Raw genomic sequence first — 19,720 nt, 5'->3', positions numbered from 1 at the left:
GGCTCATACCTGTAACCAGAAGGTCACGGGACCGTCGTTAACAAGGGAAACCTGCATATCCGCAGCAAAACGCCCGGTCTGAGTTGGCATCTCTTGCTGGCGGCAACGCTCAACAAAATATTCATAGAGTGCTTCTGCACGATCCGGAGCCGCACCGCGGGAAAAGCCCGGACGCATACCACGCTCGGTGTCCGCCGCGAGAGTAAACTGCGACACTACCAGTACGCTGCCGCCAGCCTGCTGCACGTTCAGATTCATTTTGCCGTCGGCATCGCTAAAAATTCGGTAGCCCAGAACGCGTTCGCACAGGCGATTCGCTTTCTGCTCGTCATCTTCCTTTTCGACACCCAATAACACCAAAAGTCCCTGACCAATTTCACCCGTCACCTCGCCCTCCACGGTGACGCTGGCACGGGTTACGCGCTGAATTAATGCAATCATGGTTGTTCGTCTTCTTGTTGTAATGCAGCGAGTTTGAGTTTTCGATATTCCCCGAGAGTGACAGTTATTTCCGCGCCAAGCAAGACGATGCACCACGTCCAGTAGACCCAAACAAACAAAATCGGGATAACCGACAGCACGCCATAAATCAGCTGATAAGACGGGAACGTGGTGATGTAAAGGGCGAAGCCTTTTTTACCCAGCTCAAACAACAGCGCCGCCACCAGCGCCCCGAGCACCGCATCGCGATTTAGCACCCGCGTGGTCGGAACGATACTGTAAAGCATCCAGAAGGAAATCCAGGAGAGCAGCAGCGGAAAGATGCGCAGACCGTTATCGATGACGCCATTAAGCTCGCTCGCCCAGCGCAGCGACAGCAGATAAGAACTGATGACCAGACTCGCCCCGGCCAGTAGCGGCCCTAGGGTCAGTATCATCCAGTATACGGCGAAAGAGTAGATTTTGGGTCGCACGCGCTTGCTGCGCCAGATGGTATTCAATGCACTATCAATGGCATACATCAACAACAGCGCGGTCACGATAAGCCCGCAGGCACCTACCGCCGTCATTTTGCTGGAGTTCGCCACAAATTGTTCGATATAGCGCTGGATAACGTCGCCGGTCGCGGGCAAAAAGTTGGCAAAGACAAAATGGCGCAGCGTAATGCTGACATCGGAAAACATCGGAAATGCCGCGAAAAGAGCAAAAATAACCGCGATCAACGGCACCAGAGAGAGTAACGACACATACGCCAGATTGCCGGCCAGCGTCGTCATGTTGTCTTCATCAATGCGTCGCCAGAGTAATTTCAGCCAGGCAACCAGCGGCCTGGCGTGACGGGAGGCTTTTTGATGAACGTTTTTTATCATAGCTGGTTCGCAAAATACCCGGGGATGGTTTCTTTTCCGGTCACCAAAATGCTGGTGATCCCCAGTTGGTTGGCACCTTCAATATTATCGGTGTTATCGTCGAAAAAGACCGTGTCATCGGCAGAGAAACCTTCCGCTTCCAGTACCCGCTGATAAATTCGCGTTTCCGGCTTACGCATACCCATTTCTTGTGAAAGATAGATATGATCTGCCGCGGCGCGCACTTCAGGGTATTCATCCGGCCAGAATGTGGTGTGCAGGCGGTTGGTGTTAGACAGCACGACCACGCGATGGCCCTGCTCGCGCAGCTTGTGCATGATGGTAATCACGTCCGGACGCAGGCCGACAAAAATGGCCTGCCAGCCATGAGCGAACTGCTCGTAACTCAACGACAGATCCATTTCATGGCACAGCGCTTGTGCAAACGCTTCATCCGTTATTTCACCGCGCTCGTGCTGATGAAAAGCCTCGCCCATGACGAAATTCTGCTTCAGCGTTGCCAACGGTACGCGGCTGAAATCACTCCACGCCCCAAACACGCGGTTGAAGTCGATGTCGACAATCACATTACCTAAATCAAAGATATAGAGCATGATCCTCTCCTTTTGTGTCATGGAAAAATAACTGTAGCGGGAAAGGGTGGGTTTGACTACAGAGATGATGTGTAGGACTGGAAAAGTGCGGGTTGTGAATGGCGTGGGGACCCACTTTGTGTCAAAGCTGGTTAATATCAGGTTGAATGGACCGTTGAAATCGTAAAAAAAGCCGCTGAATCAGCGGCTTTTTAATAGCCGGGTGAGCGTTAACTCAGCCCGGCTGAAGGCTTAGCCCAGAAGAAACTTACGCTTCTTTTGGACCACGGCCAGCACGTTTACGGTCGTTCTCGGTCAGGTGACGTTTACGGATACGGACAGAAGTAGGTGTTACTTCTACCAGTTCGTCGTCATCGATGAACTCAAGAGCCTGTTCCAGGGACATCTTCTGTGCAGGAACCAGAGTTGTCGCTTCGTCAGTACCGGACGCACGCATGTTGGTCAGTTTCTTACCGGTCAGGCAGTTTACAGTCAGGTCGTTAGAACGACTGTGAATACCGATGATCTGGCCTTCGTAAACTTCTGCACCGTGACCCAGGAACAGCTTACCGCGGTCCTGCAGGCTGAACAGCGCAAACGCGACTGCTTTACCCTGGCCGTTGGAGATCAGCACGCCGTTGTTACGCTGGCCGATTTCGCCCGGACGAACGTCGTCGTAGTGGCTGAAGGTGGAGTACAGCAGACCAGTACCGGAAGTCATGGTCATGAACTCAGTACGGAAGCCGATCAGGCCACGCGCTGGGATCAGGTAATCCAGACGAATACGGCCTTTGCCGTCAGGGATCATGTCTTTGACATCGCCCTTACGCTCACCCATAGCCTGCATTACAGAACCCTGGTGCGTTTCTTCGATATCCAGAGTTACGTTTTCGAACGGCTCTTGCATACGGCCATCGATCATACGGTTGATAACTTTCGGACGGGACACAGCCAGTTCGAAGCCTTCACGACGCATGTTTTCGATAAGAACGGACAGGTGCAGTTCACCACGACCGGATACACGGAATGCATCCGCATCTTCGGTTTCTTCAACCCGCAGTGCCACGTTGTGCACCAGCTCTTTGTTCAGGCGGTCGAGGATCTGACGTGAAGTCACGTACTTACCTTCTTTACCACAGAACGGAGAGGTGTTGACGTTGAAGAACATGGTTACGGTCGGTTCATCAACAGACAGCGCTGGCAGCGCTTCTACCGCCTGCACGTCGCAGATGGTGTCAGAGATGTTCAGTTCGCCCAGACCGGTGATTGCGATGATGTCGCCAGCTTCCGCTTCAGCAGATTCGATACGTTCCAGACCGAGGTGGCCCAGGACTTTACCGACTTTACCGTTACGGGTTTTGCCTTCGCTATCAATGATAGTGACTTGCTGGTTCGGCTTCACTTTACCGCGTTTGATGCGGCCGATGCCGATAACACCCACGTAGCTGTTGTAGTCCAGCTGGGAGATTTGCATCTGCAGCGGGCCATCAAGGTCAACGTTTGGTGCTTTAACGTGGTCAACAATCGCCTGGTACAGCGGGGTCATATCTTCCGCCATATCGGTGTGATCGTTACCCGCAATACCCATCAGTGCAGATGCATAGATGATTGGGAAGTCGAGCTGTTCGTCAGTCGCATCCAGGTTTACGAACAGGTCGAAGACCTGATCAACAACCCAGTCAGGACGTGCGCCAGGACGGTCAACCTTGTTGATAACCACGATTGGCTTCAAACCATGGGCAAATGCCTTTTTGGTTACGAAGCGCGTCTGCGGCATTGGGCCATCCATTGCGTCAACGACCAGCAGAACGGAGTCTACCATGGACATTACACGTTCAACTTCACCACCGAAGTCGGCGTGCCCTGGGGTATCAACGATGTTGATACGGTAGTCATTCCATTTGATAGCGGTGTTTTTAGCGAGGATGGTAATCCCACGCTCTTTCTCCAAATCATTGGAGTCCATCACGCGTTCGGTGGCTTCAGCACGTTCGTTACTGAAAGTACCAGATTGCTGCAGCAGCTTATCAACCAGGGTAGTTTTACCATGGTCGACGTGCGCGATGATGGCGATGTTACGCAGATTTTCGATCACAACTTTGCCTCAGGCATTAGAAATAGCGCGTTATTGTACACGGATTAATCGCAGGACTAAACAGGATCACAAACATCCTCTGCAAACAAGTATCGCAGAGTTGTCGTGTGATCGCTTTCACGAAGAGTAAAAAGGGCCTAATCACGCAAATTGCACCAAAACAGTGCCCGCATTTCACACATGAGCACTATTTTGGTGCAAGATATCCATCGTGGTGCAGCCCTTTTGCACTATGGTGCGCATCATAACGCCTTTTGGGGTGTATTTAAAAGTTGGCACAGATTTCGCTTTATCTTTTTCAAGGCAACAACGCCACATTAAGCAGTGCCAAGAATAGTTCGTTACCACGACGACACTGACAAATCCGGGAGAGTTTAAGTATGTCCGCTGAACACGTTTTGACGATGCTGAACGAGCATGAAGTGAAGTTTGTTGATCTGCGCTTCACCGATACCAAAGGTAAAGAACAGCACGTCACAATTCCTGCTCATCAGGTAAATGCCGAGTTCTTCGAAGAAGGCAAAATGTTTGACGGCTCCTCTATCGGTGGCTGGAAAGGTATCAACGAATCTGACATGGTTCTGATGCCAGACGCTTCCACTGCTGTCATGGACCCGTTCTTCGAAGAGTCTACTCTGATCATTCGTTGTGACATCCTTGAGCCTGGCACTCTGCAGGGCTACGACCGTGACCCGCGCTCCATCGCTAAACGCGCTGAAGAATACCTGCGTTCCACCGGCATCGCAGACACCGTTCTGTTCGGGCCAGAGCCAGAGTTCTTCCTGTTCGATGATGTGCGTTTCGGTAGCTCTATTTCCGGCTCCCACGTTGCTATCGATGATATCGAAGGCGCATGGAACACCGGCACCAAATACGAAGGCGGCAACAAAGGCCACCGTCCAGCGGTTAAAGGCGGTTACTTCCCGGTTCCACCAGTCGATTCCGCACAGGACCTGCGTTCTACCATGTGTCTGGTGATGGAAGAAATGGGCCTGGTTGTTGAAGCTCACCACCACGAAGTAGCAACTGCTGGTCAGAACGAAGTGGCAACCCGCTTCAACACCATGACCAAAAAAGCTGACGAAATTCAGATCTACAAATATGTGGTTCACAACGTCGCGCACCGTTTCGGTAAAACCGCGACTTTCATGCCAAAACCTATGTTCGGTGATAACGGTTCCGGTATGCACTGCCACATGTCCCTGTCCAAGAACGGTACTAACCTGTTCGCGGGTGACAAATATGCAGGTCTGTCTGAGCAGGCACTGTTCTACATCGGTGGCGTAATCAAACACGCTAAAGCGATCAACGCCCTGGCGAACCCAACCACCAACTCCTACAAGCGTCTGGTCCCGGGTTACGAAGCACCGGTTATGCTGGCTTACTCTGCCCGTAACCGTTCTGCATCTATCCGTATCCCAGTGGTTGCGTCTCCGAAAGCACGTCGTATCGAAGTGCGCTTCCCGGACCCAGCGGCTAACCCGTATCTGTGCTTCGCAGCTCTGCTGATGGCTGGTCTTGACGGTATCAAGAACAAGATCCACCCAGGCGAAGCAATGGACAAAAACCTGTACGACCTGCCGCCAGAAGAAGCGAAAGAGATCCCACAGGTTGCAGGTTCTCTGGAAGAAGCACTGAACTGCCTGAACGAAGACCGCGAGTTCCTGACTGCGGGCGGCGTGTTCACTGACGAAGCGATCGATGCTTACATCGCTCTGCGCGTTGAAGAAAACGACCGCGTTCGCATGACTCCGCATCCGGTAGAGTTCGAGCTGTACTACAGCGTTTAAGAAGTTAGTCATCTCCGATGGTTTTCGCGTTGTAACAAGGCGGCAACTGAGTAAGTCCCAATGAGCTTAGTCCACTAAGTGATTTGGGCGAACAAAGGCAGCCAACACTGTTGCAGCGTGAAGGACACGGAGATTGAGTTGCCGTGGAAACTTTTGGCCCATCTTAGGATGGGCTTTTTTCTCCAGCAACAGTCTGATATCAGGCGCTTTGCGGAAGAAAACCGCTATAATGCACTAAATTGGTGCACACCTTTCAGGAGACTGCCGGATGGCAACAGGCGTGCTGCCCGATGCTGGGCAGATCCTCAATTCTTTAATCAACAGTATCCTACTGGTCGATGACGAGCTGGCGGTTCATTACGCCAACCCGGCAGCGCAGCAGCTGCTCGCCCAGAGTTCGCGTAAATTATTCGGTACACCGCTGCCGGAACTGTTGAGTTATTTTTCCCTGAACATTGACCTGATGCAGGAAAGTCTGCTGGCAGGACAGGGTTTCACGGACAACGAAGTGACGTTGGTCATTGATGGCCGCTCGCACATTCTGTCGTTGACCGCTCAACGGCTGCCTGATGGCCTTATCCTGCTCGAGATGGCGCCGATGGATAACCAGCGTCGTCTGAGCCAGGAACAGCTGCAGCATGCTCAGCAGGTCGCTGCACGCGATTTGGTGCGCGGTCTGGCCCATGAAATCAAGAACCCGCTTGGCGGCCTGCGCGGCGCGGCTCAGCTTTTGAGTAAAGCGCTGCCCGATCCGTCACTGCTGGAATACACCAAAGTTATCATTGAGCAGGCCGATCGCCTGCGCAATTTAGTGGACAGGCTTCTTGGTCCACAGCAGCCAGGAATGCATATCACTGAAAGCATTCACAAAGTTGCTGAACGTGTGGTGAAACTGGTGTCGATGGAGCTTCCGGACAACGTGCGTTTAACACGTGATTACGATCCAAGCTTACCGGAATTACCGCACGATCCCGACCAGATAGAGCAAGTTTTACTGAATATCGTGCGTAATGCTCTACAAGCACTGGGCCCGGAAGGCGGCGAAATTATTCTGCGTACCCGTACCGCGTTCCAGTTAACGCTCCACGGCGTACGTTACCGTCTTACCGCCCGCATTGACGTAGAAGACAACGGACCGGGCATCCCCTCTCACCTGCAGGATACGCTGTTTTATCCGATGGTCAGTGGGCGCGAAGGCGGCACCGGTCTGGGCTTATCCATCGCCCGAAGCTTGATCGATCAACACTCCGGCAAAATTGAGTTCAACAGTTGGCCGGGCCATACAGAATTTTCGGTTTACCTGCCCATTCGGAAATAGAGGTGCATTTTATGCAACGAGGGATAGTCTGGATCGTTGATGACGATAGTTCCATCCGTTGGGTGCTTGAACGCGCGCTCACCGGGGCAGGATTAACCTGCACCACGTTTGAAAGTGGTAGCGAAGTGCTCGACGCGCTGGCCAGCAAGACGCCGGACGTGCTGCTGTCTGATATCCGAATGCCTGGTATGGACGGGCTGGCGTTGCTCAAACAGATTAAACAACGCCATCCGATGCTCCCTGTCATCATAATGACGGCCCATTCCGATCTGGATGCGGCCGTGAGCGCCTACCAGCAAGGGGCTTTCGACTATCTGCCGAAGCCGTTTGATATCGACGAAGCGGTAGCACTGGTCGAACGGGCGATTAGCCACTATCAGGAACAGCAGCAACCGCGCAATGTGCAGGTCAACGGGCCGACAACGGACATTATTGGCGAAGCGCCTGCGATGCAGGACGTGTTCCGCATTATCGGCCGTCTTTCCCGTTCGTCTATTAGCGTCCTGATCAACGGTGAATCCGGGACCGGTAAAGAGCTGGTTGCTCATGCCCTGCATCGCCATAGCCCTCGCGCGAAATCACCTTTCATCGCGCTGAACATGGCGGCAATTCCTAAAGATTTGATTGAGTCTGAACTGTTTGGCCACGAAAAAGGCGCGTTTACTGGGGCGAATACTATTCGTCAGGGCCGCTTTGAACAGGCCGACGGCGGGACGCTGTTCTTAGATGAAATCGGCGATATGCCGCTGGATGTGCAGACGCGTCTGCTCCGCGTGCTGGCCGATGGTCAGTTTTATCGCGTGGGTGGTTATGCGCCGGTGAAAGTGGATGTCCGCATCATTGCGGCAACGCACCAGAACCTTGAGCTGCGCGTACAGGAAGGTAAATTCCGTGAGGATTTATTCCACCGCCTAAACGTCATCCGGGTGCATCTGCCACCGCTGCGCGAACGCCGGGAAGACATTCCGCGTCTTGCGCGTCATTTCTTGCAGGATGCGGCCCGCGAGCTTGGCGTTGAAGCCAAACAGCTTCATGCCGAAACCGAAGCCGCATTAACGCGCCTCGCGTGGCCAGGGAACGTACGCCAGCTGGAAAACACCTGCCGCTGGCTGACGGTGATGGCCGCCGGTCAGGAAGTGCTGATTCAGGATCTGCCCGCAGAGCTGTTTGAGAGCAGCGTGCCGGACAGCCCATCTCATTCGCTGCCTGACAGCTGGGCAACGCTGCTGGCCCAGTGGGCTGACCGCGCGCTGCGTTCCGGTCATCAAAACCTGCTCTCTGAAGCGCAACCGGAAATGGAGCGTACGCTGCTAACTACCGCCCTACGTCATACCCAGGGGCACAAACAGGAAGCCGCGCGCTTGCTCGGCTGGGGTCGAAATACCCTGACGCGGAAGCTGAAAGAGTTAGGAATGGAGTAGTCCGTTTGAGATTGCTGATAGTGAAACGGGCCATTCGGCCCGTTTTTTATATCACGCGTGAGAACTGCTGCATCCGCGCTTTCTGGCGCAGATAGGTATCGAAACACATGCAGATGTTGCGGATCAGCAACCGCCCTTTCGCCGTCACCTGAATACCTTGCGCATTCACGTCCACCAGCCCATCTTTCGCCAGTGGCGCCAGCAGCGTTAAATCTTCGGCAAAGTATTGCTGGAAATCTAACGCCCATTGCGTCTCGACATCAGCAAAATCAAGGCGGAAGTTACAAATCAGCGCCTTGATCACATCGCGGCGAATGCAGTCGTCCTGGGTGAGCGCAATGCCACGCCACAGCGCGTTCCCGCTTTCGTCTACCTGCTGATAATAGCGCTTCAGCTCTTTCTGGTTCTGCGCATAGCTGTCGCCAATCATGCTGATGGCTGAAACACCGAGCCCCAACAAATCGCTGTCACCCTGGGTGGTATAACCCTGGAAATTGCGGTGCAGTACACCTTCACGCTGGGCAATCGCCAGCTCATCACCCGGACGTGCAAAGTGGTCCATACCGATAAACTGATAACCGGTTTCGGTCAGCGAGGTGATTGTTTCCTGCAGGATGTCGAGCTTTTGCTGAGCCGACGGTAAATCTTCGTCTTTGATTTTACGCTGTGCCGCGAACAGCGTTGGCATGTGCGCGTAGTTAAACACGCTCAGACGGTCGGGATTCAGCTCTGCAACCCGCTTAAGGGTAAAGGCAAAGCTCTCCGGTGTTTGCTTCGGCAGGCCGTAAATCAGGTCGATATTGGTCGACGTGAAGCCAATCTCGCGGGCGCGGTTCAGCAATGCAAAGATAAACTCTTCGTCCTGCTCACGGTTTACCAGGCGCTGAACCTCTTTATTGAAGTCCTGCACGCCCATACTCAGGCGGTTAAAACCTTCGCTGCGCAAGTGATCCAGCACGTCCAGTTCGATTTCACGCGGGTCGACCTCAATGGAAATCTCAGCATCCGCAATAAAATCAAAATGCCCGCGCAGGAGCTGCATCAGGCGGCTGATTTGCGCTTTGTTCAGATAGGTTGGCGTCCCGCCGCCCCAGTGCAGCTGGCTGACCTTGCGACCGGCAAACAATGGCGCACGGTGGACAATTTCCTGTTCCAGCGCGTCGAGGTACTGATCGGCTTTGTGCTGCTGGCGGGTGACAATCTTATTGCAGCCGCAGAAGTAGCAGAGCTTATGGCAAAACGGGATGTGAACGTACAGCGACAGCGGACGTTCAGGATAACGGGCAACTGCCTGTTGAAAGTCGGTTTCGCCGAACGCGTCGGAAAATTCCAGCGCGGTGGGGTATGAGGTATAACGTGGCCCGGAATAGTTGTACTTCTGGATCAGGGCCAAATCCCAGTCGATTAACTGCTCAGACATGCTTACTCCTTCCGGTGGTATCGCGAACGACGACGGCGTGCCGGCTGACCCGTCATTCGGGTACTCAGCCGGTTGCGCAGCCAATGCTGACGCCGCGACAACCGTCGTAGTTTAACGAATAACCACCCCAGATAACACATAACCAAAAGGGTTATAAGCAGGACAGGCAGTCCGAAGGGGTGCAAACGTTAGTTTCCGCCTTTCAGCAAACGCATCATGTCTTCTTTGCCTTCGTCTTCTTCTTCGTCTTCATCGTCGTCGTAAGAAAGACCCAGTTCTTGCATCAGCGCATCAATGCGGTCGAGTTTTGCGTCAACCCAGGTTTGTTCTTCGGCGCTAAGGGCTTCGCCCTTCTCGAGACGTTCCAGTAGCGCGTCCAGGCGCTCATCGTTTTCCAGTAAATCCAGCTCGGCCTGCGGTGAAAGCATAGGTTTCTCGCTCTTCGGTTTTTGCTGCCGGGTTACCGGACGCTCGACAGCGCCCAGCTGAATCGGAGTTTTACTGCCAATACGTGGATCTTTCTGTTGGCCCTGTTTCTTGCCACCAGTGCCAGCCTCACCGCCACTCGCGCGGCTACCTGCTGCGTGACCACGATGCTTTTTGGTGCGTTTACGGTCACGCGCTTCCTGATCAAGCTCTTCACGCGTCTTGCGACGGGCTTTGCCAGATGCTGTGCTACGCGGTGCGGATGTTGGTTTTTTCATGATGATGGGTTTCTTTACGTTGTTTACTACAGTATAGAATTGAGCCGGAATCTAGCAGAAAGCAGACAAAGAAAAAAGGCGACAGAGTAATCTGTCGCCTTTTTTCCTGACTCACAACCCATTACGGGTCTTACAATCCCTGTTTGCCAACAACTCACCCTGTTTTTCCCTGGCGCAGAACACTCCATGTCTTCTTCCTGATCCTTTTCCGACGTCTCCAGACGTTTGCCTCCTGGCAATTCCTTTGTCTTCGCCTCCTGGCGCTCCTGACCCTCTTCCTGAGTTCTTATCCTTTTCGGCATCCTCGCCTGATGAGGTGTACTTTACCGTTTTATCCTTAACACTCAAGGGGGTATCTGGCCTAAAAATGTCATTTCGGAATAATACTAAAATCTAACCAATTGATTTAATTATGATCGATAAAAATAGCCCCTACGACTTCTCTGAAAGTTCGCATAGTAATAATGGTGAATGTCCTACAAAGAGAAGGGGAAATGCTTACACCCCCCTATTCGACAAACACCGCCTTTTGCCATTGTTCAGGTATACTCCCCGCCATAGCCCGATTTTATGGAGACGACCCTTTGACTAACCTGAACTATCAACAGACGCATTTTGTTCTCAGTGCGCCTGATATTCGCCACTTGCCATCCGATACCGGTATTGAAGTGGCATTTGCCGGTCGCTCCAATGCAGGTAAATCGAGCGCACTGAATACCCTGACCAACCAGAAAAGCCTGGCACGTACGTCCAAAACACCGGGCCGTACGCAGCTCATCAACCTGTTTGAAGTCACTGAAGGCAAACGCGTTGTCGACTTACCGGGTTACGGCTACGCCGAAGTACCGGAAGAGATGAAGCTTAAATGGCAGCGAGCGCTGGGTGAGTACCTGGAAAAACGCTTGTGCCTGAAAGGGTTAGTCGTACTGATGGATATTCGCCATCCGCTGAAAGACCTTGATAAGCAGATGATCGAATGGGCCGTCGACAGCAATATTGAAGTGTTGGTGCTGCTGACCAAAGCCGACAAACTGGCAAGCGGCGCGCGTAAAGCGCAGCTGAATATGGTGCGCGAAGCCGTGCAGGCCTTTAATGGCGATATTCAGGTAGAAGCGTTTTCTTCACTGAAGAAAATTGGCGTAGATTTATTGCGTAAGAAACTCGATACCTGGTACAGCGAAATTGCGCCTCAGGAAGAGCAAGAGGAAGAGACCGGCGGGGAATAATTCTGACCGGCGAATTACCCAGATAAGCGCGGCACTCTCCGCGCTTTTTGTTTTCTTTCGCGCAATAAAAAACGCCCCAGTCATTACTGACTGGGGCGGCTAAATATTCAGCCAAATCCGATTACGTGAAGTAAAAGGTCTGAAAGATAGAACATCTTACCTCTGTACCCTACGCGAATAACTCTACTCTTTTTTCATGAGCCCAGAAAGCACTTTTTGTAGTTTTTTTTCACTTCTTACATAGCGAATTCCAATGATCATCACAAAACGCTATAAGTTATGTTGCTTACTTACAAAAAGTCCCGACGAAATCACCGGGCTTAAAACACGTATTTTGGCGAATATTCAGCCTGAGGCAGACGCTTAGTGCGCCAGATCCCAGTTAACGCCGCTGCCCACTTCCACCAGCAATGGAACATCGAGCGTCGTGCTGTTTTCCATCAGCTCATGGACTTTCTTCGTGACCGCATCGAGATCGTCTTTATGCACTTCGAACACCAGTTCATCGTGCACCTGCATGATCATTCGCACGCGCGGCTGCTCTTTCAGCAACCAGGCATCGACCGCAATCATGGCACGTTTGATGATATCTGCCGCCGTGCCCTGCATCGGGGCGTTAATCGCCGCACGCTCAGCGCCTGCCCGACGGGCCGCATTGCTGGATTTGATGTCCGGCAGATACAGACGACGCCCTTCCAGCGTTTCAACATAACCCTGTTCTTTGGCCTGCTCGCGCGTGCGTTCCATATATTCACGCACGCCAGGATAGCGCTCAAAGTAGAGATCCATGTACTTCTGGGACTCTTTGCGCGGAATATTCAGCTGACGGGAAAGACCGAACGCACTCATACCATAAATCAGGCCGAAGTTGATCGCCTTCGCGCTACGACGCTGTTCGTTACTGACGCTATCTAACGGCAGACCAAAAACTTCCGCTGCGGTAGCACGGTGAATATCTTTGCCTTCGGCAAAAGCCGTTAGCAGGCCTTTATCGCGGGAGAGGTGAGCCATGATGCGCAGCTCAATTTGCGAGTAGTCCGCGGAAACAATCAGATAATCCTCTGGTGCGACAAACGCCTGACGAATACGACGCCCTTCTTCATTACGCACCGGGATGTTTTGCAGGTTCGGCTCTGTAGAAGACAAACGTCCCGTCGCCGCAACCGCTTGGTGATAGGAAGTGTGTACGCGGCCCGTTTTCGCATTGATCATCAGCGGCAGCTTGTCGGTGTAGGTCGATTTCAGCTTCGCCAGCCCACGATATTCGAGGATAACTTTCGGCAGCGGGTAATCCAGCGCCAGCTCTTCCAGCACTTCTTCAGAGGTGGACGGCGCGCCACCTGGGGTTTTCTTCAGCGGCTTAATACCCTGCTTTTCAAACAGAATAGTCTGCAGCTGTTTTGGTGAGGACAGATTAAATGCCTCCCCCGCAATCTCGTGGGCTTTTTGCTCAAGCTCAATCAGACGCGTCGCAAGCTCCGCTGAATGGTTGTGCAGCACGTCCGGGTCGATGTTGACCCCATTACGTTCAACACGAGAAAGGACAGGCACTAACGGCATTTCGATATTCTGGAAAACATTCAGTGGGCCTTCCTGCTTTTGCAGTTTTGGCCACATTTTCAGATGCAACTGCAGCGTGACGTCGGCGTCTTCTGCCGCATAACGACCCGCTTCTTCAAGGGCAATCTGATTAAAGGTGAGCTGATTTTTCCCCTTACCTGCAATTTCTTCGAAAGTGATGGTTTTGTGTTTTAACCACCGATCAGAGAGGCTGTCCATGTCATGGCGACCGGCCACGCTGTCGAGCGTGTAGGACTCCAGCATGGTATCGAACGCAATACCACGTAGCTCAATTCCGTAGTTCGCCAGGATGCCGCGATCGTATTTCAGGTTCTGGCCGACTTTCAGGCTCTTATCATCTTCCAGTAGCGGTTTCATCAACTCCAGCACGCGCTCGAGTGAGAGTTGCTCCGGCGCATCGATATAATCATGTGCTACCGGAACGTAGGCAGCTTCGCCCGGCTCAGCGGCAAACGACAAACCAACCATATTAGCGGAGACGTTGTCGAGGCTGTCGGTTTCAGTATCGAACGCAAGGACTGGCGCTTTCTTCAGTTTTTCAATCCACTGTGTGAGCGTTGCTTCATCGAGAATAGTGACGTAGTTTTCCGAAGACAGCGCGGTTGCTGGCTCTTCAGGCTCTTCTTCCACCGCAGCGGCGGCTGCAGCCAGCGGTTTTGCTGATGGTTTTCCGCCTTTGGCCTGCATCCATTTCCCGGCTTCAATGTCCGTAATCCAGCGCTTGAATTCATACTGCTTAAACATACTGAGCAGTTCATCAGCAGCTGGCTCCTGAACCTCAAGCTGATCACAGGTTAATTCCAGCTCAACGTCGGTTTTGATGGTCGCAAGCTTGTAGGAGAGATAGGCCATCTCTTTATTCTGCTCGAGCTTCGCGGCCATTGTTTTCGCGCCACGGAAGGTGAGCCCGGCGATTTTCTCCGGCTCAGCATACAGCTTATCCAGACCGCCCAACCCTTGTAGCAGCGCCTGTGCCGTTTTCTCACCCACGCCTGGAACACCTGGAATGTTATCCGAGGAGTCACCCATCAGGGCGAGGAAATCGATAATCAGCTCTGGCGGCACGCCATATTTGGTAACCACTTCTTCCGGGCCAAGCACGGTATTCGTCATGGTATTGATGAGCGTTATCTCAGGCGTGACCAACTGGGCCATGTCTTTATCACCGGTGCTGATCAGCACCGGACGGCCCGCTTTTTCGGCTTCACGCGCCAGGGTGCCAATCACGTCATCAGCCTCAACGCCTGAGACCGCCAGCAACGGCAGGCCCATCGCCTTGACCATCGCGTGCAGCGGTTCAATCTGCGCACGAAGATCATCAGGCATCGGTGGACGATGAGATTTGTAATGTTCGAACAGTTCGTCACGGAAAGTTTTGCCCTTGGCATCAAAGACAACCGCCGCATGCGTTGGTTGATACTGCATGATCAGGCTGCGCAGCATATTCAGTACGCCGTACATGGCGCCCGTCGGTTCACCTGCGCTGTTCGTCAGCGGAGGAAACGCGTGATATGCGCGGTAGAGATAAGAGGAGCCATCAACCAGGATGAGAGGGTTTTCTTGGATCTGAACCATAATTTCCGTGCCTGTTTATCTGATTAAGGGTAAAGGATGCCACAGACAGAGCTAAAACATGAGTTTTTCGCCGTTATTGCGCTAAAAGTTTTGTAGATCCTCGGGATCGCTCGCAACCTTGTTCTGTGGATAAGTTTGTGTATAAATTTATTCCATCGAATAAATCCTGGTCAGACGTGATTCCATGTAACAATAATTATTATATTTTTCATTGTGTTAACTTGGATTTATGTCATTTAACCCACTATTGGTGACAATTTGCGCCGTGTGGATATAACTATTCGATATTTTTCTGTTCTACCAGGACCCGTCTTCAGGGGTGATTTCTGGTAAAATCAGCCTCTTGTGCCTGTCTAAGCCGTACTTTATACAATTAACTATCTGAATAAATTGATTATGTCGAGATTACTCGCTGCGATGACGCTTTTGCTGAGTATCGCCCTTACCATTATCGTGACCATTTCGTGCTCCGTGCCAATCATCCTGGCGGGCATTATCAAACTGGTGCTTCCCTTTCCCGTGGTATGGCGTTCCGTCTCGGCGTTTTGCAACCTGATGATGTACTGCTGGTGTTCTGGCCTTGCGTTATTACTTCATCTGAATCCGTGGCTAAAGTGGGATGTCGAAGGCCTTGAAGGGCTGGATAAGAAGAACTGGTATCTGCTTATCTGCAATCACCACAGCTGGGCAGATATCGTTGTGCTGTGCGTTTTATTCCGCAAGCATATCCCGATGAATAAATACTTTTTAAAGCAGCAGCTGGCCTGGGTCCCGTTTATCGGTCTGGCCTGTTGGGCGCTGGATATGCCCTTTATGCGCCGCTACTCCAGGGGGTATTTGATTCGCCATCCGGAACGTCGTGGGAAAGATGTGGAAACCACGCGGCGTTCATGCGAGAAATTCCGCACTCATCCCACCACCATTGTGAATTTTGTCGAAGGCTCTCGATTTACGGAAGAAAAGCGCATTGAAACGCGCTCGCCTTATAAGCACCTGCTTCCGCCAAAGGCTGCAGGGATCGCGATGGCGCTGAACGTGTTGGGAAGCCAGTTCGATAAGCTGATGAACGTCACACTGTGCTATCCAGAAAACGATCGTACGCCCTTTTTCGATATGCTGAGCGGGAAGTTAACCCGCATTGTCGTACATGTAGATCTGGTGCCTGTCGCGCAAGAGCTGCATGGCGATTACGTGAACGATAAGAACTTTAAGCGCGGCTTTCAGCGTTGGCTGAATACCTTGTGGACGGAAAAAGATGCGCGAATCGAAGAGATGAAAGCGGCGGCAAGTGTGAAATGAATTTACGTCATTAGCCTTCTGATATTTCTGGGCACAGAAACAATAACGCCGGTCAGTGACCGGCGTTTTTTTTATTTCTTCTCAACCAGTTGCTTCACGGTATCGGCATATTGCTGCACGAAGACATCCATGTTGCTGGTATCCATACCCTGCGGGTTCAGCTGGTATTTACCGTTGACGTACATCGCCGGAACGCCCTGCAGCTGCAGATCGGCAGCGGCTTTTTGTTCCTGAGCAACGATGGATTTCACCACGAAGCTGTTCCAGGCTGCGTCATAATCTTCGCCTTTAATGCCTGCATCTACGAAGACCTGACGGATGTCAGCAACAGTTTGTACGGTCTGGGTTTTCTGCACGGCTTCAAACATTGGGGAGGTGATCTTATCTTCCACACCCAGCGCCATAGCGACTGCCCACGCCTGAGTCAGCTCTTTGCCCAGTGGGCCCAGGAACTCAACGTGGTACTTGGTCATTTTTGTGCCTTCAGGCAGTTTCTTCTTCACGGCATCGGAGACGTGAAGCACCTGCTCAAACTCATAGCAGTGCGGGCAATAAAATGAGAAGAACTCCAGAACCTGTGGTTCACCGGCTACAGGTTTCTCCAGCGTGGTGTACTGTTTACCATCGGTGATTTGCGCAGCGGCGGCGCTGAATGCGAGAACCATGCCTGCCAGCGCCAGAAAAATCTTTTTCATTGTTAACTCTCTCCTGAAAATGTCTGTTAATACATTGGCGTTAATTGTAATGGTGGCTCCTGGAGAACTCTGACTTGTTCCAGGAACATTTGGGTTTGCCTGCGCCAGTTATCTTCCTCGGCAAGCCAGGGGAAATTAACAGGAAAGGCGGGATCACCCCAGCGGCGGATTAACCACGCCAGGTAGTAAACCATACGCATCGCGCGTAGCGGTTCAATAAAGGAAAGCTCAGCAGTATCGAACGTGCTGAACTCTTCATAGGCTTCAAGAATGATATCAAGCTGCATCAAACGTTCAGCACGATCACCGTGCAACAGCATCCACAAGTCCTGAACGGCTGGTCCATTTCGGGCATCATCAAGATCGACAAACATCGGCCCATCGCGCCAGAGAATGTTACCGGCATGGCAATCGCCATGAAGTCTCAGAGATGTAAAACGGGTGTGCCATTGCTGCATGACGGCATCAATCAGTTTGTCTGTGGCAGCGAGGAAATCAGCTTTCAGCGAAGATGGAACCAGCGGCGTAGTTTCAAAAATCTGGCGGGGTTCCAGTAAATATTCCTGTAGCCCTATGTCCGGGCGCGCGGTAAACAGCTTCTTGCGACCGGTCTGATGAAGGCGTCCCAATGAGCGGCCAACCCATTCCATCTGGTCGAGGTTATCAGGTTCAAACTGACGTCCCCCGACGCTTGGGAAAACTGCAAAGGAAAACCCCTGTTGGTTCAGAAGCGTTTCACCCGCAAATTCAATCGGTGCCGCAACAGGCACATCATCGGCCTGTAAGTCCTGCGCGAACTGGTGCTCTTCACGGATTTGGTCTGCGGACCAGCGCTGTGGACGATAGAATTTCACGACGAAGCGACGTCGGTCTTCATCCTGAAATTGCCAGACGCGGTTCTCGTAGCTGTTGAGTGGAGTCAAACCTGAATCCACCCGAATACCCTGATCAAAAAGTGCATCAACGATGGTATCCGGGTGTAGAGTCTGGAAAGTAAAAGCCTTATCGTTCATCCGATTATCCGGAAATTACTGCGAATAATTCAGGATATCATTTCACAGCCTTTTCGGTCGCCCCTCTTACAAGCTTTTACTCTTTAATTACGCCGCGAGCGCGGAGCAGTGCGGTTTTAAAATCTTCTTCATAATCTTTCTTAATGCCCGGGATAGCGGCATCTTTCGCGGAGTCGCGCATTTTCAGATGATAAATCAGAATATCATCTGAAAGATCCGTCAGCTCACCGTCAAAACCTGACTCCTTCGCCAGTTTCTGTAAGAATTGCATCAGATTCAGCTCAGGCTCTTTTTGCCAGGCTGGCTGGAGAAGCTCAATCACTTCGTTCAGACGTTTACATTTCATTTATTTGCTCCTTACGCTTAACAGTCACACGTTAGCAGGGTCAAACCCACAATAAAAGAGGCGATATTCGTGAATCAGCATCAGGGGATAACTGGCGTCGTACTGGCGGGTGGGAAGGCAAGCCGAATGGGTGGCATCGATAAAGGATTACAGGAGCTTAACGGAATTCCGCTATGGCAACACGTCGCCGCCACGCTTTCTGTGCAAACGGAAACGCTGGTCGTCAGCGCTAACCGTTCACTGAATATATACCGTTCCCATGGTTATGCCGTCGTAGAGGATACATTACCGGATTACCCTGGTCCTCTTGCCGGAATGCTCTCTGCAATGCAGCAATTACCGGGCGAGTGGTTTCTCTTTTGCCCGTGCGATACGCCTTTTATTCCAGAATTTTTGACCGACCGTTTTTTACAGTTCAGAGTCCAGGCACCCGTAATATGGGCCTATGACGGCGAACGCGATCATCCCGCTGTTTCTCTCATTCACCGCAGCGTGGTCCCCGCCCTGGAAAAATATCTTGGGGCAGGAGAACGCCGGGTAATGGTCTTTCTTCAGCAGTGTGGTGGCCATCGCGTTGATTTTAGCGATATCAAAGACGCATTTATCAACGTGAATACACTCGACGATTTGCAAAGCATGCAGGAGAAATCATGACACCCATTCTGGCCATTGCCGCGTGGAGCGGCACGGGGAAAACGACCTTACTAAAAGCGTTGATCCCGGAACTGTGTGCACGCGGTTTACGTCCGGGGCTTATCAAACATACTCATCATCGGATGGATGTCGATACGCCGGGGAAAGACAGCTATGAACTGCGTAAAGCAGGTGCCGCCCAAACGCTGGTTGCTAGTGCACAGCGCTGGGCATTAATGACGGAAACGCCAGAAGCTGAAGAGCCTGACCTGCAGTATCTGGTTAGCCGCATGGATCTCTCAACGCTGGATCTGGTGCTGGTTGAAGGTTTTAAACACGAGCCGGTCGCGAAAATGATGCTCTTTCGACAAGGTACTTCTCACACGATTGAAGAACTGACCCTCGACGAATACATAATCGCTATTGCCAGTGACACACCTATTGATGCACCTTACCCATTATTGGATCTCAATAACATCAATCAGATAGCTGATTTTGTTGAGCAATGGGTCGGACAACAGAAAGCCTGAAAACCGTTAAGCAGGAGCGATAATCGGAATTAAGATTGCGAATGCAAAGATTATAGAGAGAATTAATGACGTATAAACGCAAAAAACCCCGGCCTTTCGGTCGGGGTTTCTTACTTGTTTGATGCCTGGCAGTTCCCTACTCTCGCATGGGGAGACCCCACACTACCATCGGCGCTACGGCGTTTCACTTCT

18 protein-coding genes are annotated in these 19,720 nt (G+C 52.0%); 7 read left to right on the top strand and 11 right to left on the bottom strand.

Translation table 11 applies throughout. The features are described from left to right. Window positions 1–3: 3 nt before the first annotated feature. The 4 genes from dtd to typA all read right to left on the bottom strand — a co-directional run bounded on the left by dtd (window position 4) and on the right by typA (window position 3,977). Window positions 4–441 (bottom strand): D-aminoacyl-tRNA deacylase, encoded by a 438-nt coding sequence (gene dtd / locus MUU51_RS01475; RefSeq protein WP_159776515.1) that lies wholly within the window; start codon window positions 439–441, stop codon window positions 4–6. Beyond that, on the bottom strand, window positions 438–1,310 hold the full coding sequence (locus tag MUU51_RS01470; RefSeq protein ID WP_159776517.1) for a virulence factor BrkB family protein: 873 nt from the start codon (window positions 1,308–1,310) through the stop codon (window positions 438–440). The genes dtd and MUU51_RS01470 overlap by 4 nt, the downstream gene beginning before the upstream one ends. After that, on the bottom strand, window positions 1,307–1,903 hold the full coding sequence (yihX, locus tag MUU51_RS01465; RefSeq protein ID WP_159776519.1) for a glucose-1-phosphatase: 597 nt from the start codon (window positions 1,901–1,903) through the stop codon (window positions 1,307–1,309). The genes MUU51_RS01470 and yihX overlap by 4 nt, the downstream gene beginning before the upstream one ends. Before the next feature lie 247 nt (window positions 1,904–2,150). Continuing rightward, complete coding sequence (gene typA, locus MUU51_RS01460; RefSeq protein WP_110511900.1) at window positions 2,151–3,977, bottom strand: ribosome-dependent GTPase TypA; 1,827 nt, start codon at window positions 3,975–3,977, stop codon at window positions 2,151–2,153. Between the two features lie 380 nt (window positions 3,978–4,357). Between typA and glnA the strand changes: the two genes are divergently transcribed. From glnA to glnG, 3 genes are all read left to right on the top strand, one after another. Then, window positions 4,358–5,767: a glutamate--ammonia ligase gene (gene glnA, locus MUU51_RS01455; protein ID WP_159776521.1), complete on the top strand. Its 1,410-nt coding sequence runs from the start codon at window positions 4,358–4,360 to the stop codon at window positions 5,765–5,767. Between the two features lie 268 nt (window positions 5,768–6,035). After that, entirely contained in the window at window positions 6,036–7,085 is a 1,050-nt protein-coding gene (glnL, locus tag MUU51_RS01450; protein WP_258966948.1) for a nitrogen regulation protein NR(II), read from the top strand. A gap of 11 nt (window positions 7,086–7,096) precedes the next feature. Next, the gene (gene glnG, locus MUU51_RS01445; protein ID WP_110511903.1) at window positions 7,097–8,506 is read left to right on the top strand and encodes a nitrogen regulation protein NR(I); all 1,410 of its coding nucleotides are present in this window, start codon (window positions 7,097–7,099) and stop codon (window positions 8,504–8,506) included. A 46-nt stretch (window positions 8,507–8,552) separates the two neighbouring features. Here glnG and hemN read toward each other — a convergent pair whose 3' ends face one another. Next, entirely contained in the window at window positions 8,553–9,926 is a 1,374-nt protein-coding gene (gene hemN / locus MUU51_RS01440) for an oxygen-independent coproporphyrinogen III oxidase (RefSeq protein ID WP_258966947.1), read from the bottom strand. Between the two features lie 188 nt (window positions 9,927–10,114). Continuing rightward, complete coding sequence (yihI, locus tag MUU51_RS01435) at window positions 10,115–10,630, bottom strand: Der GTPase-activating protein YihI (RefSeq protein WP_159776526.1); 516 nt, start codon at window positions 10,628–10,630, stop codon at window positions 10,115–10,117. A gap of 584 nt (window positions 10,631–11,214) precedes the next feature. On the opposite strand from yihI, the gene yihA reads away from it, so the two are divergent. Continuing rightward, complete coding sequence (gene yihA, locus MUU51_RS01430) at window positions 11,215–11,856, top strand: ribosome biogenesis GTP-binding protein YihA/YsxC (RefSeq protein ID WP_159776528.1); 642 nt, start codon at window positions 11,215–11,217, stop codon at window positions 11,854–11,856. Window positions 11,857–11,963: 107 nt separating this feature from the next. Here yihA and spfP read toward each other — a convergent pair whose 3' ends face one another. Continuing rightward, complete coding sequence (spfP, locus tag MUU51_RS22230) at window positions 11,964–12,011, bottom strand: small protein SpfP (RefSeq protein WP_071892919.1); 48 nt, start codon at window positions 12,009–12,011, stop codon at window positions 11,964–11,966. Window positions 12,012–12,219: 208 nt separating this feature from the next. After that, a complete protein-coding gene (gene polA, locus MUU51_RS01425) occupies window positions 12,220–15,012 on the bottom strand; it encodes a DNA polymerase I (RefSeq protein WP_258966946.1) in 2,793 nt (930 codons plus the stop codon). 396 nt (window positions 15,013–15,408) lie between these two features. On the opposite strand from polA, the gene yihG reads away from it, so the two are divergent. After that, complete coding sequence (gene yihG, locus MUU51_RS01420) at window positions 15,409–16,311, top strand: 1-acylglycerol-3-phosphate O-acyltransferase, YihG family (protein WP_258966945.1); 903 nt, start codon at window positions 15,409–15,411, stop codon at window positions 16,309–16,311. Between the two features lie 71 nt (window positions 16,312–16,382). Here yihG and dsbA read toward each other — a convergent pair whose 3' ends face one another. The 3 genes from dsbA to MUU51_RS01405 form a co-directional block, all read right to left on the bottom strand. Further along, on the bottom strand, window positions 16,383–17,006 hold the full coding sequence (gene dsbA / locus MUU51_RS01415) for a thiol:disulfide interchange protein DsbA (RefSeq protein ID WP_258966944.1): 624 nt from the start codon (window positions 17,004–17,006) through the stop codon (window positions 16,383–16,385). A gap of 26 nt (window positions 17,007–17,032) precedes the next feature. Continuing rightward, the gene (locus tag MUU51_RS01410) at window positions 17,033–18,019 is read right to left on the bottom strand and encodes a serine/threonine protein kinase (RefSeq protein WP_258966943.1); all 987 of its coding nucleotides are present in this window, start codon (window positions 18,017–18,019) and stop codon (window positions 17,033–17,035) included. 76 nt (window positions 18,020–18,095) lie between these two features. Continuing rightward, on the bottom strand, window positions 18,096–18,365 hold the full coding sequence (locus MUU51_RS01405; RefSeq protein ID WP_110511913.1) for a YihD family protein: 270 nt from the start codon (window positions 18,363–18,365) through the stop codon (window positions 18,096–18,098). A gap of 69 nt (window positions 18,366–18,434) precedes the next feature. Between MUU51_RS01405 and mobA the strand changes: the two genes are divergently transcribed. Then, window positions 18,435–19,019: a molybdenum cofactor guanylyltransferase MobA gene (mobA, locus tag MUU51_RS01400; RefSeq protein WP_258966942.1), complete on the top strand. Its 585-nt coding sequence runs from the start codon at window positions 18,435–18,437 to the stop codon at window positions 19,017–19,019. After that, window positions 19,016–19,528, top strand: a complete 513-nt coding sequence (gene mobB, locus MUU51_RS01395; RefSeq protein WP_258966941.1) for a molybdopterin-guanine dinucleotide biosynthesis protein MobB — start codon at window positions 19,016–19,018, stop codon at window positions 19,526–19,528. Before mobA ends, mobB begins: the two co-directional genes overlap by 4 nt. The last annotated feature ends 192 nt before the right edge of the window (window positions 19,529–19,720 follow it).

The sequence above is a fragment of the Scandinavium manionii genome (genome assembly GCF_024764775.1).
GTDB lineage: Bacteria > Pseudomonadota > Gammaproteobacteria > Enterobacterales > Enterobacteriaceae > Scandinavium > Scandinavium manionii.
Note: the sequence above shows the minus strand (reverse complement) of the source record. Positions and strands in the feature narration are given on the sequence as shown.

What these genes read in the sequence shown, in the direction of transcription:
- glnL (WP_258966948.1), top strand. Translation starts at nt 6,036, where the DNA reads ATGGCAACAGGCGTGCTGCCCGATGCTGGGCAGATCCTCAATTCTTTA.
- glnA (WP_159776521.1), top strand. Translation starts at nt 4,358, where the DNA reads ATGTCCGCTGAACACGTTTTGACGATGCTGAACGAGCATGAAGTGAAG.
- dtd (WP_159776515.1), bottom strand. Translation starts at nt 441, where the DNA reads ATGATTGCATTAATTCAGCGCGTAACCCGTGCCAGCGTCACCGTGGAG.
- MUU51_RS01410 (WP_258966943.1), bottom strand. Translation starts at nt 18,019, where the DNA reads ATGAACGATAAGGCTTTTACTTTCCAGACTCTACACCCGGATACCATC.
- yihG (WP_258966945.1), top strand. Translation starts at nt 15,409, where the DNA reads ATGTCGAGATTACTCGCTGCGATGACGCTTTTGCTGAGTATCGCCCTT.
- glnG (WP_110511903.1), top strand. Translation starts at nt 7,097, where the DNA reads ATGCAACGAGGGATAGTCTGGATCGTTGATGACGATAGTTCCATCCGT.
- MUU51_RS01405 (WP_110511913.1), bottom strand. Translation starts at nt 18,365, where the DNA reads ATGAAATGTAAACGTCTGAACGAAGTGATTGAGCTTCTCCAGCCAGCC.
- polA (WP_258966946.1), bottom strand. Translation starts at nt 15,012, where the DNA reads ATGGTTCAGATCCAAGAAAACCCTCTCATCCTGGTTGATGGCTCCTCT.
- mobB (WP_258966941.1), top strand. Translation starts at nt 19,016, where the DNA reads ATGACACCCATTCTGGCCATTGCCGCGTGGAGCGGCACGGGGAAAACG.
- yihI (WP_159776526.1), bottom strand. Translation starts at nt 10,630, where the DNA reads ATGAAAAAACCAACATCCGCACCGCGTAGCACAGCATCTGGCAAAGCC.
- MUU51_RS01470 (WP_159776517.1), bottom strand. Translation starts at nt 1,310, where the DNA reads ATGATAAAAAACGTTCATCAAAAAGCCTCCCGTCACGCCAGGCCGCTG.
- dsbA (WP_258966944.1), bottom strand. Translation starts at nt 17,006, where the DNA reads ATGAAAAAGATTTTTCTGGCGCTGGCAGGCATGGTTCTCGCATTCAGC.
- hemN (WP_258966947.1), bottom strand. Translation starts at nt 9,926, where the DNA reads ATGTCTGAGCAGTTAATCGACTGGGATTTGGCCCTGATCCAGAAGTAC.
- yihX (WP_159776519.1), bottom strand. Translation starts at nt 1,903, where the DNA reads ATGCTCTATATCTTTGATTTAGGTAATGTGATTGTCGACATCGACTTC.